General features: G+C 55.4%; 13 protein-coding genes. 7 read left to right on the top strand and 6 right to left on the bottom strand.

Annotation, left to right across the window (positions count from 1 at the left end; genetic code table 11):
- The first annotated feature begins 3 nt into the window (after positions 1-3).
- Positions 4-543 (top strand): D-glycero-beta-D-manno-heptose 1,7-bisphosphate 7-phosphatase, encoded by a 540-nt coding sequence (gene gmhB / locus FGA82_RS03550; RefSeq protein WP_171057231.1) that lies wholly within the window; start codon positions 4-6, stop codon positions 541-543.
- An 83-nt stretch (positions 544-626) separates the two neighbouring features.
- A complete protein-coding gene (locus FGA82_RS03545; RefSeq protein WP_141126038.1) occupies positions 627-1,406 on the top strand; it encodes a lysophospholipid acyltransferase family protein in 780 nt (259 codons plus the stop codon).
- Positions 1,407-1,573: 167 nt separating this feature from the next.
- On the opposite strand, the gene FGA82_RS03540 is transcribed toward FGA82_RS03545, so the two are convergent.
- On the bottom strand, positions 1,574-3,106 hold the full coding sequence (locus tag FGA82_RS03540; RefSeq protein ID WP_141126037.1) for a sensor histidine kinase: 1,533 nt from the start codon (positions 3,104-3,106) through the stop codon (positions 1,574-1,576).
- A 168-nt stretch (positions 3,107-3,274) separates the two neighbouring features.
- Between FGA82_RS03540 and FGA82_RS03535 the strand changes: the two genes are divergently transcribed.
- Positions 3,275-3,991: a response regulator transcription factor gene (locus tag FGA82_RS03535; protein WP_141126036.1), complete on the top strand. Its 717-nt coding sequence runs from the start codon at positions 3,275-3,277 to the stop codon at positions 3,989-3,991.
- Positions 3,992-4,207: 216 nt separating this feature from the next.
- On the opposite strand, the gene FGA82_RS03530 is transcribed toward FGA82_RS03535, so the two are convergent.
- The 5 genes from FGA82_RS03530 to dnaA form a co-directional block, all read right to left on the bottom strand.
- Positions 4,208-5,146 carry a hypothetical protein gene (locus tag FGA82_RS03530; RefSeq protein WP_141126035.1) on the bottom strand — a complete coding sequence of 313 codons (939 nt, stop codon included), beginning with the start codon at positions 5,144-5,146 and terminating at the stop codon, positions 4,208-4,210.
- 351 nt (positions 5,147-5,497) lie between these two features.
- Entirely contained in the window at positions 5,498-7,915 is a 2,418-nt protein-coding gene (gene gyrB / locus FGA82_RS03525; protein WP_007911885.1) for a DNA topoisomerase (ATP-hydrolyzing) subunit B, read from the bottom strand.
- Positions 7,916-7,920: 5 nt separating this feature from the next.
- Positions 7,921-9,024 (bottom strand): DNA replication/repair protein RecF, encoded by a 1,104-nt coding sequence (gene recF, locus FGA82_RS03520; RefSeq protein WP_003220208.1) that lies wholly within the window; start codon positions 9,022-9,024, stop codon positions 7,921-7,923.
- 14 nt (positions 9,025-9,038) lie between these two features.
- Entirely contained in the window at positions 9,039-10,142 is a 1,104-nt protein-coding gene (gene dnaN, locus FGA82_RS03515; RefSeq protein ID WP_007911887.1) for a DNA polymerase III subunit beta, read from the bottom strand.
- A gap of 39 nt (positions 10,143-10,181) precedes the next feature.
- The gene (dnaA, locus tag FGA82_RS03510) at positions 10,182-11,708 is read right to left on the bottom strand and encodes a chromosomal replication initiator protein DnaA (RefSeq protein WP_141126034.1); all 1,527 of its coding nucleotides are present in this window, start codon (positions 11,706-11,708) and stop codon (positions 10,182-10,184) included.
- Between the two features lie 566 nt (positions 11,709-12,274).
- On the opposite strand from dnaA, the gene rpmH reads away from it, so the two are divergent.
- The 4 genes from rpmH to yidC are packed head-to-tail and all read left to right on the top strand — an operon-like array spanning position 12,275 to position 14,747.
- Positions 12,275-12,409, top strand: coding sequence for a 50S ribosomal protein L34 (gene rpmH, locus FGA82_RS03505; RefSeq protein ID WP_003213577.1), 135 nt, complete (start codon positions 12,275-12,277; stop codon positions 12,407-12,409).
- Positions 12,410-12,425: 16 nt separating this feature from the next.
- The gene (gene rnpA / locus FGA82_RS03500) at positions 12,426-12,827 is read left to right on the top strand and encodes a ribonuclease P protein component (protein ID WP_016984072.1); all 402 of its coding nucleotides are present in this window, start codon (positions 12,426-12,428) and stop codon (positions 12,825-12,827) included.
- On the top strand, positions 12,820-13,065 hold the full coding sequence (gene yidD, locus FGA82_RS03495) for a membrane protein insertion efficiency factor YidD (protein ID WP_010465488.1): 246 nt from the start codon (positions 12,820-12,822) through the stop codon (positions 13,063-13,065). Before rnpA ends, yidD begins: the two co-directional genes overlap by 8 nt.
- A 2-nt stretch (positions 13,066-13,067) precedes the next feature.
- A complete protein-coding gene (gene yidC / locus FGA82_RS03490; protein WP_034152190.1) occupies positions 13,068-14,747 on the top strand; it encodes a membrane protein insertase YidC in 1,680 nt (559 codons plus the stop codon).
- Positions 14,748-14,803 lie beyond the last annotated feature (56 nt).

Here is a 14,803-nt window from a genome sequence, read left to right as displayed (position 1 = left end):
GGATTGCTGTTGAAACTGCTGATTCTCGATCGGGACGGAGTGATCAATTACGACTCCGACGCTTACATCAAGTCGGTGGCGGAGTGGATTCCGTTGCCCGGCTCGATCGAGGCGATTGCGCAGTTGAGCAAGGCCGGCTGGACGGTGGCGGTGGCCACCAACCAGTCGGGCATTGCTCGCGGCTATTACGACCTCGCCACCCTCGATGCCATGCACGCGCGCCTGCGCGAGCTGGTCGTGGAGCAGGGCGGTGAAGTCGGGCTGATCGTGTATTGCCCGCATGGCCCGGACGAAGGCTGCGATTGCCGCAAGCCGAAACCGGGGATGTTGAAAACCATCGCCGCGCATTACGACGTCGAACTGAACAATGTCTGGTTCGTCGGCGACAGCCTTGGTGACCTGGAGGCCGCCAAAGCCGTCGATTCACAGCCAGTTTTGGTAAAGACCGGAAAAGGCGAAAAGACTCAGGGCAAAACCCTGCCGGTTGGCACTCTGATTTTTGACGATCTGGCGGCGATTGCCGCAGAACTTATCCACAACTAGAGTACTTCTGAAGTTCCTGACCAGGGATTGATCGGGAGTGCGCTTGAACATTCGGGCATTGCCCCGTAACGGTAAACGTCACTATGTCGATACTGCGGGCCATCAGGATTTTTCTCTTTTACCTGCTGCTGGGCACCACTTCCCTGCTGTGGTGCAGCTTGAGTTTTTTTATCGCGCCGTTTTTGTCATTCAAGGCGCGTTATCGTTTTATCAACGTGTACTGGTGCCGTTGCGCCTTGTGGTTGACCAAGGTGTTCCTCGGTATCCGTTACGAAATCAAAGGTGCGCAAAACGTGCCTGACCGGCCCTGCGTGATTCAATCGAACCACCAGAGCACTTGGGAGACGTTCTTTCTCTCTGCTTATTTCTCGCCGTTGAGCCAGGTGCTCAAACGCGAATTGCTGTACGTGCCGTTCTTCGGCTGGGCGATGGCCATGTTGCGACCGATCGCGATTGATCGTGACAACCCGAAAGCGGCGCTGAAGCAAGTCGCGGCCAAGGGTGATGAGCTGCTGAAGGACAACGTTTGGGTGCTGATCTTCCCGGAAGGTACACGCGTTCCTTACGGCACTGTCGGCAAATTCTCCCGCAGTGGTAGCGCTTTGGCAGTGAATGCGGCGCTTCCGGTGCTGCCGATTGCACACAATGCCGGCAAGTTCTGGCCGAAAATCGGCTGGGGCAAGAAGTCCGGGGTGATCACTGTCGTCATCGGTGAGCCGATGTATGCCGAAGGCACGGGCCCACGTGCCATCGCCGAGTTGAACGACCGGGTGCAAGCCTGGAATGAGAAGACTCAGCGCGAAATGGGTTCGCTGCCACCGGCCCCGCAAGCACCGGCTTCAAATGACCAGATCGCTGTCTGATATTTTGTGGATAACCTGTGTACGGTTTTGTTGAAAAGGCTTGAATATTCGTAATAAGTGACTGATTTACTTATATATTTCTCAAGCTCATAAAACACCGTAAAACGTGCATAAGTTTTTTCGGATGTAATAAAACCGGCTGATATAGCCGGTTTTTTTGTGCCTGATCATTCTGGGATCAGCGGTAACTCAAGCAGGAACGTGGTGCCTTGATCGACCACGCTTTGGCATTCGATCACGCCGTCATGGTGATCTACCACCGCTTTGACCATCGACAAGCCCAGGCCTACGCCATCGATGCCTTGTGCCGAGGAAAAACGTCGGTACTGGCTGAACAGGTCGGGTAATTCTTCGGCAGCGATGCCTTTGCCTTGGTCGATAAGCTCACACCGCAACCATGCTTCGTCGCAACGTACGCGCAGCGTTATCGTAGTATCGGCCGGGCTGTATTTGATCGCGTTTTCCAGCAGGTTGAACAGTGCACGGGTCAGCAGCCCTTGGTCAGCATTGATGAGGCGCTCTTGGGATTGCTCATCCATGTCATGCAGCAGTTCGATGCGTTGTTGCTGGGCAATCGGCAACGCTTGGTCCATGACGTCCAGCACCAGCATCGCGAACAGCGTCGGTTGAAATTGATAAGTCTCGGATTCGGCCCTCGCCAGCAAAACAAATCCATCGGTCAGATCCAGAGCGCGACGCACCTGGCGTTCGATTTGTTCGAACAGCGGCGTATCGGCGCCAGCCTGATGCCGGTGAACATCAAGCAAGGCAAGGATCGCCGAGTGTGGGGCACGCAGATCGTGCGAGAGGAATCGCAGCAAAACTCCACGTTGCTCCTCGGCGGCGCGTTCGGCGCTGAGGTCGGTCAGACTCAGCAACCAGCCTATCGGGGTGTCGCCATCGACTGGCAGCAACGCGGCACGCTCGAGCCGCAGGCTGCGTTCCTTGCTATCGCGAAACTCCAACAGCGGCAGGGCGGACAACGTCGGTCGCGCGTCGGTGGATGATTCCGGATAACCAAGGCGCTCCAGCTGATCAAGCACGTCATCCCCCACAAGAACATGATCAAACAGCGCGCGGGCCTTGCGGTTACCCAGCAGGATCTGCCCCCTGGGATCACTGATCAGTGTGGCAACTGGCAGGTATTCGAGACCGTCGGCGATGAACCGTCGGGTATCGCGGGTACGGCTCATGGCTTGCTCAAGCGCCATGATCTGGCCCTGCAGGCGATCGGCGCCAGTGAATTGCGAGCGACGGCGCTCGGGGAACACCTTCGGTTCACTGTCCAGCCGTGCCAGTTCCCAACCAAAATAGGTCAGCACTACACTCAGGCGCCGCCAATTCCAGATCAGATAACCGAACAACATCCCCAGCACTGCCGGCGTCGGGGACCACCAATGGCGCACTTCTGCCAGACCCGCACTGGCCAGCAGTGCGCACGCCATGCCGATCAACGTGACCCAAAGCGCCCAGCGCGGGCGCCATAACAGCAGCCCTAGACTGCCTGCCACCCAAACGACCGACAACAATGCGCCCATCGCCGGATGCGCATCGTGCAGGTTGACCTGCGCGCGATAAGACAGCAGCGCAGTCAGAGGCAACAGCACTAGACTTATCCACAACCACTCACGCACCAACTGTCGAAACAGTCGCTGCACCTGACTCGGCTCACGGCTTTCACGCCGACGCTGATTGTTCATGGGGAAAAAGGGCAGGGCAGGGTGAATGGTTTCATAGGCCACAGGTCTGAGACGTAGACCCGAAGAATCATAGCGGACGTCGACCAACGGCGGCCGCTTACTTTCACAGCTTGGGCCGAGCGACTATGGTTGTCCGCCAACTGCCCCAGCAACAAGGAATAACCGCGAATGCGCGTTGCGATACTGGACGACGAACCCGCCGAACTGCGCCGGGTCGAGCAAACCCTGCTGCAGATGGCCGACGCCGGCGAGCAGCCGTGGTCGCTGCACAGCTTTGAACGCGGAGAGGACCTGCTGCGGCAACTGCGCCGGGAAACCTTCGACCTGCTGATCCTCGACTGGCAACTGCCCGACATCACTGGCCTTGCGCTGCTGCGCTGGACCCGCGAACACATGGAAGCGCCACCGGCGGCGATCATGCTGACCAGTCGCGATGGCGAGAGCGATATCGTTCAGGCGTTGAATGCAGGGGCTGATGATTACGTCAGCAAGCCATTCCGGCCGAATGAACTGAAAGCGCGCGTGGCTGCGGTGCTGCGTCGGCATAGCCAGCAACGTGCGGCGGCGACGGAAGTGCTGAGTTTTAATGACCTGACGTTTGATGATGCCGAACTGACCGTTACTCGCGAGGGAAAGCCAATCGTCATGACCGAGCGTGAATATCGACTGGCTCGGTGCCTGTTCAGCAATCTGGGCCGGCCGTTGTCGCGGGATTATCTGTATGAGCGATTCTGGCCGCATGAAGAGATGGCGTCTTCGCGACCGTTGGATACGCATATCTACCGGTTGCGGAACAAGCTCGGGCTGACGGCGGATCGGGGTTGGCAGTTGCTGACGATTTATGGGTATGGGTATCGGTTGGAGAGTGTCGCGGCGGCAGAATAAAAGTCAAAGATCGCAGCCAATCAAAAAGGCCAACGCAATGCGTTGGCCTTTTTTATGTCGCAAACCTGATGTAGGTCAACAGAATCTCGGAGTCGTGAAGTCCCACGACATTGGAAAAAGATCATTTTTTTGTGAGGTTGAAATGACACATTCACAGAAAAAACAATTAATTAGTCCAATATCCACCCAACAGATGCATAACACTGGGTGTAATCGTTAAGTTTTTGGCTTACCCTGCCAAAGCCCTAAAATAAGAGGAACAGTAGCTGAGAGGACTATTGCGAGTCCAAATACAAAATCTATTTTATAGAACTGAAAATCTTCGACAGGCCCAATCAAAAACATTCTAATTGCCGCAACGCTAACGACGGTTGCTATCACATCAAGAGAAGGTTGCTTATCTGTCCTGAACAAAGAATAAATTACTGGTAAAAACAGAAACAATGTAAGCAATACCACCATTAGTTTAAACGAAAAACTTCGTTCTATTTTAACTGCACATTCGCCAGATCTGTAAACCCTATTATCATCAGCAGTCACGAGCGAACTGTCTGACGGCCCCATATAGTCGAATGTAGTCGATGAAACTTTAGGTACAAAAAAAGAAGATAGATCGATATTAGTAAAAGAGTTTTTAAAAGATAAGTCTTTGACACCTACTGGCGTATTTATATATAGAACGGCTCTATAACCATAGCGGAAATGCTCAAATGGGAAATCGCTTGCGTCCCCATATAGTTTTATGAGCTTCGGCTTCAAGTCAACAAATGCATTTGCATGAGGGCCTTCAAAGCTCGTTGTCCAATCGCCGAGTTCAACCTCCTCAGGAAATGGTGGAAAAATACTGTAGCTAAGCTGTAAAGGTTCAAGTCTCAGTCTTAACGGATGCCTTTCAAGTTTCAATGCATCGTAGGTTGCCTTAGAGACATTAACACCCCCCGAAATCCGAACCTTGCCAGCAATATCATTTTTTACATGTAAAAATATAAAATCCGAACTATAAAGAATTTGCGAATGCGATCCTGTTCGGCAAGCTTCATGCCCAGCAAAAACGTCTGATTCTTTAAACAACTTAAATCCGAGTAGTACATATAGCACTAGGAAAGCTATTGAACCGATACCAGCCACAGTGGTTAGCGAACGTTTCGAGTACATAAAACTCCCAATGAATAAAAACCCTACCAATGGAGCCCGATCCTAACTACTTATAGAAACTGTAACTCCGCTTAATCAAAAAACGCCAATCTCACTTCGTGCCTAATATCGACTACGCGTTAAAAATCTTCGAAGCCGCCCCTATTACAAGTTCGAACCCTACTATTAAAGTTGGAACAAACAATTCAATGAATGATACGTTTTTTCTCCAAAAATAAGCGAGTTTGGCGCCTGTTAGAAACTCCTACATCGATCAGCTATAGGAACTACCAAGGGCTGCGATCTTTTGATCTGCCAATAAAAAGGCCAACGCAATGCGTTGGCCTTTTATTTGTTTCACGCAAACCGGGATCAGAAATCCAGGTTGGAAACCGCCAGCGCATTGCTCTCGATGAAGTCACGGCGAGGTTCGACCGCATCACCCATCAGGGTGTTGAAGATCTGGTCTGCGCCAATGGCGTCTTCGATGGTGACTTTCAGCATGCGGCGCACGCTTGGGTCCATGGTGGTTTCCCACAGCTGATCCGGGTTCATTTCGCCCAGACCTTTGTATCGCTGAATGGTGTGACGCTTGGTGCTTTCGGCCATCAGCCAGTCCAGTGCTTCCTTGAACTCGGTGACCGCTTTCTTGCGTTCGCCACGCTGGATGTACGCGCCTTCGTCGAGCAGGGTGCTCAGTTGAGCGCCGAGGGTGACGACGGTTTTGTAGTCGTTGCTGCCGAAGAAGTCGCGGTTGAAGGTGACGTAGTTCGACAGGCCGTGGGAGATCAGTTCGACCTCTGGTAGCCACACACCACGTTCACGATCTTCACGCAGGCTGGCCTTGTAGACCAGACCGGATTTTTCCACGGTACGCAGACGCGCTTCGTACTGGGCCAGCCACTCCTGCATCGCGGCGTGGTCGCCGAGCTTTTCCAGGCTCACGGCCGGCAGATAGATGAAGTGCTCGGTCAATTCCTGCGGGTACAGGCGCGACAGACGCTTGAGGGTCTTCATTACCATGCGGAAGTCGTTCACCAGACGCTCGAGCGCTTCACCGGAAATGCCCGGGGCTTCTTCGTTCAGGTGCAGGCTCGCATCTTCCAGGGCCGACTGCGTCATGTACTCTTCCATGGCGTCGTCGTCTTTGATGTATTGCTCTTGCTTGCCTTTCTTGACCTTGTACAGCGGCGGCTGGGCGATGTAGATATAGCCGCGCTCGATCAGCTCCGGCAACTGACGGAAGAAGAAGGTTAGCAGCAGGGTACGGATGTGCGAACCGTCGACGTCAGCATCGGTCATGATGATGATGTTGTGATAACGCAGCTTGTCGATATTGTATTCGTCGCGACCGATACCGCAGCCCAGTGCGGTGATCAAGGTGCCCACTTCCTGGGAAGAGATCATCTTGTCGAAACGCGCTTTCTCGACGTTGAGGATCTTGCCCTTCAACGGCAGGATCGCCTGAGTCTTGCGGTTACGTCCCTGCTTGGCAGAGCCGCCCGCGGAGTCACCTTCCACGAGGTACAGTTCGGACAGGGCCGGGTCTTTTTCCTGGCAGTCAGCGAGCTTGCCCGGCAGGCCGGCGATGTCCAGCGCGCCTTTGCGGCGGGTCATCTCACGGGCCTTGCGCGCCGCTTCACGGGCACGGGCGGCGTCGATCATCTTGCCTACGACCAGCTTGGCTTCGTTCGGGTTCTCCAGGAGGAAGTCGGAGAAGTACTTGCCCATCTCCTGCTCGACTGCGGTCTTCACTTCGGAAGAGACCAGCTTGTCTTTGGTCTGCGAGCTGAACTTCGGATCCGGTACTTTCACCGAGATGATCGCGGTCAGGCCTTCACGGGCATCGTCACCGGTGGTGGCGACTTTGTGCTTCTTCGCCAGACCTTCCTGCTCGATGTAGTTGTTCAGGTTACGCGTCAGTGCCGAACGGAAGCCCACCAAGTGGGTGCCACCGTCGCGCTGCGGAATGTTGTTGGTGAAGCACAACAGGTTCTCGTTGAAGCTGTCGTTCCACTGCAGGGCGATTTCCACGCCGATGCCGTCTTCACGCTGGATGTTGAAGTGGAACACCTGGTTGACCGCAGTCTTGTTGGTGTTCAGGTATTCAACGAACGCACGCAAACCGCCTTCGTATTTGAACAGCTCTTCCTTGCCGCTGCGCTCATCCTTGAGGACGATGCCGACACCGGAGTTGAGGAAGGACAGTTCACGAATGCGCTTGGCGAGGATGTCCCAGCTGAAGTGAATGTTCTTGAAGGTTTCGCTGGAAGCCTTGAAATGAATCTGGGTACCGGTGGTTTCGCTGTCGCCAACGATGGCCATCGGCGCCTGAGGTACGCCGTGGACGTAGGTCTGTTCCCAGATCTTGCCGCTGCGGCGAACAGTCAGTACCAGCTCTTCGGACAGCGCGTTCACTACCGACACACCAACACCGTGCAAGCCGCCGGATACTTTGTAGGAGTTGTCGTCGAACTTACCGCCAGCGTGGAGGACGGTCATGATGACCTCGGCGGCGGAAACACCTTCCTCTTTGTGCACGTCTACCGGGATGCCACGGCCGTTATCTTTAACGGTGATGGACTCATCCGGGTGGATGATGATGCTGATGTCGTCGCAGTGGCCGGCGAGGGCTTCGTCGATCGAGTTGTCGACCACCTCGAACACCATGTGGTGCAGACCGCTGCCATCGTCGGTGTCACCAATGTACATACCGGGACGTTTGCGTACGGCATCCAGGCCTTTCAGCACTTTAATGCTCGTTGAGTCGTACGTATTTTCTTCGCTCAATGCCTTCACTCCCGATGGTCGTGGGTCTGGGTGATACGGCCCTGTTCCACGTGGAACAGAGCGACTGGCGTTTCCGTCTGCCAGCCTTCCCTCAATAATTCGTGATCTACACAGGTGATAAACACCTGGCAGCGTAAGTCTTCCAGCAAGCGGCACAGCGCGCGACGATGGCTCTCGTCCAGCTCGGACGGCAAGTCATCCACCAGATAAATACACTGACCGCGTCGGGCCTGGCTGACCAGATGCCCTTGGGCAATCCGCAGTGCACAGACCACTAACTTCTGCTGACCCCGGGACAAAATGTCCGCGGCATTGTGTGCGCCCAATCTAAGACGCAAATCAGCCCGTTGCGGTCCGGCCTGGGTATGGCCCATTTGCTGGTCCCGTTGCACGGAACCGGCTAATACGGCGCTCAATTCCCGGTCTTTGTCCCAGCCTCGGTAATAGCTGAGCGTCAAACCTTCGAGCTCAACCAGTTCGCTCAAGGTTTGTTCAAAGACTGGTTTCAAGGCTTTGATGTAAGCGCGGCGGTATTCATCGATTTCAGCGCTGGCCTGGCACAGTTCCCTGTCCCAAACCGCTTGCGAAACGGCGTCAAGTGTACCATGCCGCAGCCATGAGTTTCTCTGGCGCAAGGCCTTCTGCAAACGCTGCCAAGTGGCCATGAAACGTGGCTCGACGTGGAACACGCCCCAGTCGAGAAACTGCCGGCGAATCTTGGGTGCGCCTTCAAGCAGGCGGAAGCTGTCGGGGTTGATCAACTGCAGTGGCAGGATCTCCGCCAGTTGCGCAGCGCTGCGGGCGTTCTGACCGTCGATGCGGATCTGGAACTCGCCCTGACGATCACGCGAGATACCCAAAGCGCTATGCCCACCCTCGGCCAATTCGACCTGACCAAATACGGTACAGGCGAGCTGCTCGTACTGGATGACGGGCAAAAGCCGAGTGCTACGAAACGAACGGGCAAGCCCCAGCAGATGAATGGCTTCCAGAACACTGGTTTTGCCGCTGCCGTTGGCGCCGTAAAGAATGTTGATGCGGGGGGAGGGGGAGAAGGTCACCGGGTGCAGATTGCGCACCGCGGTGACCGAAACACGACTTAAGGACATCCAGGATCAGCTGATTACAGACGCATCGGCATGACAACGTAAGCCGAATCGTCGTTATCGGACTCCTGCACCAGCGCACTGCTGTTGGAGTCGGACAGGATCAGGCGAACCTGCTCGGTGGTCATCACGCCCAGCACGTCGAGCAAGTAGCTCACGTTGAAGCCGATTTCCAGCGAACCGCCGTTGTATTCAACGCCCACTTCTTCTTCCGCTTCTTCCTGCTCCGGGTTGTTGGCCTGGATCTTCAACTGACCGCTGGCCAGTTGCAGACGGATACCACGGTACTTCTCGTTGGACAGAATCGCGGTGCGGCTGAATGCTTCACGCAGAGCCTGACGATCGCCCAGTACCAACTTGTCGCCGCCCTTCGGCAGAACGCGCTCGTAGTCCGGAAACTTGCCGTCGACCAGTTTCGAGGTGAAGGTGAATTCGCCGGTAGTGGCGCGGATGTGGTGCTGGCCCAATACGATGCTGACATTGCCGTCCGGCTCAGTGAGCAGACGTGCCAGTTCAAGGATACCTTTGCGCGGCACGATCACCTGGTGGCGATCAGGCTGGCCGATATCGGCTTTCATCGAGCACATGGCCAGGCGGTGACCGTCGGTGGCCACGGCGCGGATGATGCCTTCGGACACTTCCAGCAGCATACCGTTGAGGTAGTAACGCACGTCCTGCTGAGCCATGGCGAAGCTGGTGCGCTCGATCAGGCGACGCAGTTTGCTTTGCTCGAGGCTGCAAGTCAGCGAACCCGGACCTTCTTCAACGGTCGGGAAATCGTTGGCTGGCAAAGTCGACAGAGTGAAACGGCTACGGCCAGCCTTCACGACCAGCTTCTGCTCGTCGACCTTGATGTCGATCAGCGCATCGTTGGGCAAGCTTTTGCAGATATCCATCAGCTTGCGCGCAGGCACGGTGATGGAACCTGTTTCAGCTGGCTCTTCGAGTTGCACACGACCGACCAGCTCGACTTCCAGGTCGGTACCGGTCAGCGACAGTTGCTGGCCTTCGACAACCAGCAGCACGTTGGATAGTACCGGCAAGGTCTGTCGGCGCTCGACGACGCCTGCGACCAGTTGCAGGGGTTTCAACAGGGCTTCGCGTTGAATGGTGAAATGCATGGTCTAGTCCCTTGCCTTAATAAGCTGCGCTGGTGTTCATCAAGTGGTCAGTGTACGCAGCAGGTTCTTGTAGTCCTCGCGGATGTCCGCGTCGGATTCCTTAAGTTCGTTGATCTTGCGGCAGGCGTGCAACACGGTGGTGTGGTCGCGGCCGCCAAACACGTCGCCGATTTCCGGCAGGCTGTGGTTGGTCAGTTCCTTGGACAACGCCATGGCCACCTGACGCGGACGCGCTACCGAGCGCGAACGGCGCTTGGACAGCAGATCCGAGATCTTGATCTTGTAGTACTCGGCGACAGTGCGCTGAATGTTATCCACAGAGACCAGTTTGTCTTGCAGCGCCAACAGGTCTTTCAGGGATTCGCGAATCAGCTCGATGGTGATGTCGCGGCCCATGAAGTGCGAGTGGGCGATCACGCGTTTCAGCGCGCCTTCCAGCTCGCGGACGTTGGAGCGAATACGCTGGGCGATAAAGAACGCGGCGTCGTGCGGCAACTCGACTTTGGCCTGGTCGGCCTTCTTCATCAAGATCGCCACGCGGGTTTCCAGTTCCGGCGGCTCGACGGCAACCGTCAGGCCCCAGCCGAAGCGGGATTTAAGGCGCTCTTCAAGGCCTTCAATTTCTTTCGGGTAGCGGTCACTGGTAAGAATGACCTGCTGGCCACCTTCAAGCAGGGCGTTGAAGGTGTGGAAAAACTCTTCCTGCGAACGCTCTTTACGGGCGAAGAACTGAATGTCGTCGATCAGCAAAGCATCCACCGAACGGTAGAAACGCTTGAACTCGTTGATCGCGTTCAGTTGCAGGGCCTTGACCATGTCGGCCACGAAACGCTCGGAATGCAGGTACACGACCTTGGCATTCGGGTTCTTCTTTAATAGATGGTTACCCACCGCGTGCATCAAGTGGGTTTTACCCAGACCAACGCCACCATAAAGGAATAGTGGGTTGTAGCCGTGCTTGGGGTTGTCCGCCACTTGCCAGGCCGCCGCACGGGCGAGTTGGTTGGACTTGCCTTCGACAAAATTCTCGAAGGTGAAGGTGCGGTTCAGGTAACTGGTGTGCTTGAGCGCGCCTTCAACCTGCACGGTGCGCTGTTCGGCGCGGACCGGGGCTTGCTGCGAAGCAGCACCGGACATCGGGTCGAAACTGTCGCGAGACGGTTCATCGCTGACTTCCGGGCTTTTTTGCGTCGAACGCTTGGCCGTCGGTGCAGGCGTCTGCGAGGGTGCCGGCGTGTTCGCAGGCGCGGCATTGGCCTGAGCCTGAGAAACCTGTGCGGCGGCCAGCGGCGCATTCGGTGCGGCACGCGGAGCGGAACTGCGTTTGCTGCCTATTAATAAGGAAAGCGCAGGCGCCATGCCGTTGCCGTGCTCATCCAGCAGTTCAAGGACCCGTCCCAGGTACTTTTCGTTGACCCAGTCCAGCACAAAACGGTTCGGTGCGTAGACGCGCAACTCGTCGCCTTCGGCTTCGACCTGTAGTGGACGGATCCAGGTGTTGAATTGTTGGGCAGGCAGCTCCTCGCGCAAAAGCTCCACGCACTGCTGCCAAAGTTCCACTGACACGGATATCCCCTAAGTTGAAAGCCGGTGAGGCAAAAACAAGCGGCCATTGTAGCGGCGAGCCGTCCACTTATCCACATGCAGGTTGCCCGGTGAACATGATTTATCAACGCGTTAAATCAGAAAAAGGCGACCAACGGTGTGTGAATAAGCTCTGTGGATAACCGCCTCTAAGGGCACTGGACAACTGGGGGCTGAACTCGGTGGATAACCTGCCTGTGGATAACAGCCCATTCCACGCACAGGTTATCCGATAGCGCAGCACAGGCTGAACACGGTTTTCCACTGTAGTTGTCATTCTCTGTACATCAGGTAAAACATGGGCTGATGTCACTTATCCACAGAAGAAGGGCTGCCTAGCTTTTATAAGCTTTACAGAAAAGCTTTAAATAATTCCCTTCTTTATTTTTATATTTGGCAGACAAGCTTTCAGGCAGAGAGAGCCCCGATATCTATTTATAAGGAAACGCTGGTTGGAAATTGACCTGAAGGCTTGCTTTCTCTAGAATCCCCGGTCTCTTAAAACGGGGGCCATTCCGGCCCGTTGTGGACGAACCAGGTAACACGACATGAAACGTACTTTCCAACCAAGCACTATCAAACGCGCCCGTACTCACGGTTTCCGTGCTCGCATGGCTACCAAGAACGGCCGTGCTGTCCTGTCGCGTCGCCGCGCCAAAGGTCGTGCGCGTCTGGCAGTTTGATAATCCGGTACTGGAGGTGAGTCAGGACTTCAGTCGGGAAAAGCGTCTGCTTACTCCCCGGCATTTCAAGGCAGTCTTTGACTCCCCTACCGGCAAGGTTCCGGGGAAAAATCTCCTGCTCCTTGCACGCAACAACGATCTTGATCACCCCCGTCTCGGGCTGGTTATCGGGAAAAAGAGCGTAAAGCTCTCCGTTGAGCGCAATCGCCTCAAACGTTTGATGCGCGAATCGTTCCGTCTGCACCAGGATTCACTGGTCGGCTGGGACATCGTTATCGTCGCGCGCAAAGGTCTGGGCGATGTAGAAAACCCCGAATTGATTCAGCATTTCGGCAAGCTCTGGAAGCGTCTGGCACGCAGCAAGCCAGTTCCAGAAGTCAAAACCGAAACTGTAGGGGTAGACAGTACCGATGCGTAAACTGGCCCTCGTTCCGATCCAGTTTTATCGCTATGCCATTAGTCCTTTGATGGCCAGTCACTGTCGTTTCTACCCCAGTTGTTCCTGCTACGCGTATGAAGCCATCGAAAATCATGGCCTTCTGCGCGGTGGCTGGCTGACCTTTCGTCGTTTAGGTCGCTGTCATCCGTGGAATCCCGGTGGTTATGACCCGGTTCCACCTATCCCTACCTCCCGTTCTTCTTCGATGGCCGAGTAATCATGGATATCAAACGCACGATCCTGATCGTCGCCCTGGCAATCGTGGCCTACGTTATGGTCCTTAAATGGAACCAGGACTATGGTCAGGCTGCCCTGCCGACTCAGAATGTTGCTTCCAGTACGACTACATCCGGTTTGCCGGATACCGCCACTGGCAATAATGCTGCCGCCAGTGACGATATTCCGCGCGCCGCTAGCGATACCAGCGCACCTGCCGAAACGCCGGTAGCCGCCAGCAAGGACCTGATCCAGATCAAAACCGACGTGCTCGATCTCGCGATCGATCCACAAGGTGGCGATGTCGCTCAACTGACCTTGCCTCTGTATCCACGTCGTCAGGATCGTCCTGATGTTCCGTTCCAGCTGTTCGATAACGGCGGCGAACGTGTTTATCTGGCCCAAAGCGGTCTGATCGGCACCAACGGCCCGGATGCAAATCCTGCCGGTCGTCCGGTCTACTCCTCGGAGAAGAAGACTTATCAACTGGCTGACGGTCAGGACCAATTGGTCGTAGACCTGAAGTTCAGCAAGGACGGCGTCAATTACATCAAGCGTTTCACCCTGAAACGCGGCCTGTATGACGTAGCCGTTTCCTACATTGTGGATAACCAGAGCGCTCAGCCCTGGAACGGCGCAATGTTTGCTCAGTTGAAGCGCGACAACAGTGCCGATCCTTCGTCCACTACTGCTACTGGCACCGCGACTTACCTGGGCGCTGCCCTGTGGACAAGTTCGGAGCCGTACAAGAAAGTGTCCATGAAGGACATGGACAAGGCGCAGCTGAAAGAAACCGTCACCGGTGGTTGGGTAGCCTGGCTGCAACACTACTTCGTGACTGCATGGATTCCGGCGAAGGGCGAAAACAACGTCGTCCAGACCCGTAAAGACAGCAAAGGCAACTACATCATCGGTTACACCGGTCCTACATTGACCGCTGCGCCAGGTGCCAAAGTTGAAACCAGCGCTGTGCTGTACGCCGGTCCGAAAAGCCAGGCTGTGCTGAAAGAGTTGTCCCCAGGTCTGGAACTGACCGTCGACTACGGCATCTTGTGGTTCATTGCCCAGCCAATCTTCTGGTTGCTGCAACACATCCACGCGATCGTTGGTAACTGGGGCTGGTCGATTATCTTCCTGACCATGCTGATCAAGGGTCTTTTCTTCCCTCTGTCGGCTGCCAGCTACAAATCGATGGCGCGCATGCGTGCCGTTGCGCCGAAACTGGCTGCTTTGAAAGAACAACATGGCGATGACCGGCAGAAAATGTCGCAAGCCATGATGGAGCTGTACAAGAAAGAGAAGATCAATCCGCTGGGCGGCTGCTTGCCGATCCTCGTGCAGATGCCGGTTTTCCTTTCGCTGTACTGGGTTCTGCTGGAAAGCGTGGAAATGCGCCAGGCGCCGTTCATGCTGTGGATCACTGACCTGTCGATCAAGGATCCGTTCTTCATTCTGCCGATCATCATGGGCGCAACCATGTTCATCCAGCAGCAGTTGAACCCGACTCCTCCGGATCCGATGCAGGCGAAGGTCATGAAAATGATGCCAATCATCTTCACCTTCTTCTTCCTGTGGTTCCCGGCTGGTCTGGTGCTGTACTGGGTTGTGAACAACTGCCTGTCCATCACCCAACAGTGGTACATCACACGTAAGATCGAACGGGCTACCAAAGCAGCCGCTTGATTTACACTGTGGATAACCACTCAAAACGCCCCCTAGTGGGGCGTTTTGCTATCTGT

The sequence above is a fragment of the Pseudomonas fluorescens genome (genome assembly GCF_005938625.1).
GTDB classification, from domain to species: domain Bacteria; phylum Pseudomonadota; class Gammaproteobacteria; order Pseudomonadales; family Pseudomonadaceae; genus Aquipseudomonas; species Aquipseudomonas fluorescens_BD.
This window is presented reverse-complemented; position numbering and strand designations above follow the sequence as displayed.

Coding starts and splice junctions, on each gene's coding strand:
- FGA82_RS03545 (WP_141126038.1), top strand. CDS start 627: ATGTCGATACTGCGGGCCATCAGGATTTTTCTCTTTTACCTGCTGCTG.
- FGA82_RS03540 (WP_141126037.1), bottom strand. CDS start 3,106: ATGAACAATCAGCGTCGGCGTGAAAGCCGTGAGCCGAGTCAGGTGCAG.
- FGA82_RS03535 (WP_141126036.1), top strand. CDS start 3,275: ATGCGCGTTGCGATACTGGACGACGAACCCGCCGAACTGCGCCGGGTC.
- FGA82_RS03530 (WP_141126035.1), bottom strand. CDS start 5,146: ATGTACTCGAAACGTTCGCTAACCACTGTGGCTGGTATCGGTTCAATA.
- recF (WP_003220208.1), bottom strand. CDS start 9,024: ATGTCCTTAAGTCGTGTTTCGGTCACCGCGGTGCGCAATCTGCACCCG.
- dnaN (WP_007911887.1), bottom strand. CDS start 10,142: ATGCATTTCACCATTCAACGCGAAGCCCTGTTGAAACCCCTGCAACTG.
- rpmH (WP_003213577.1), top strand. CDS start 12,275: ATGAAACGTACTTTCCAACCAAGCACTATCAAACGCGCCCGTACTCAC.
- yidD (WP_010465488.1), top strand. CDS start 12,820: ATGCGTAAACTGGCCCTCGTTCCGATCCAGTTTTATCGCTATGCCATT.
- yidC (WP_034152190.1), top strand. CDS start 13,068: ATGGATATCAAACGCACGATCCTGATCGTCGCCCTGGCAATCGTGGCC.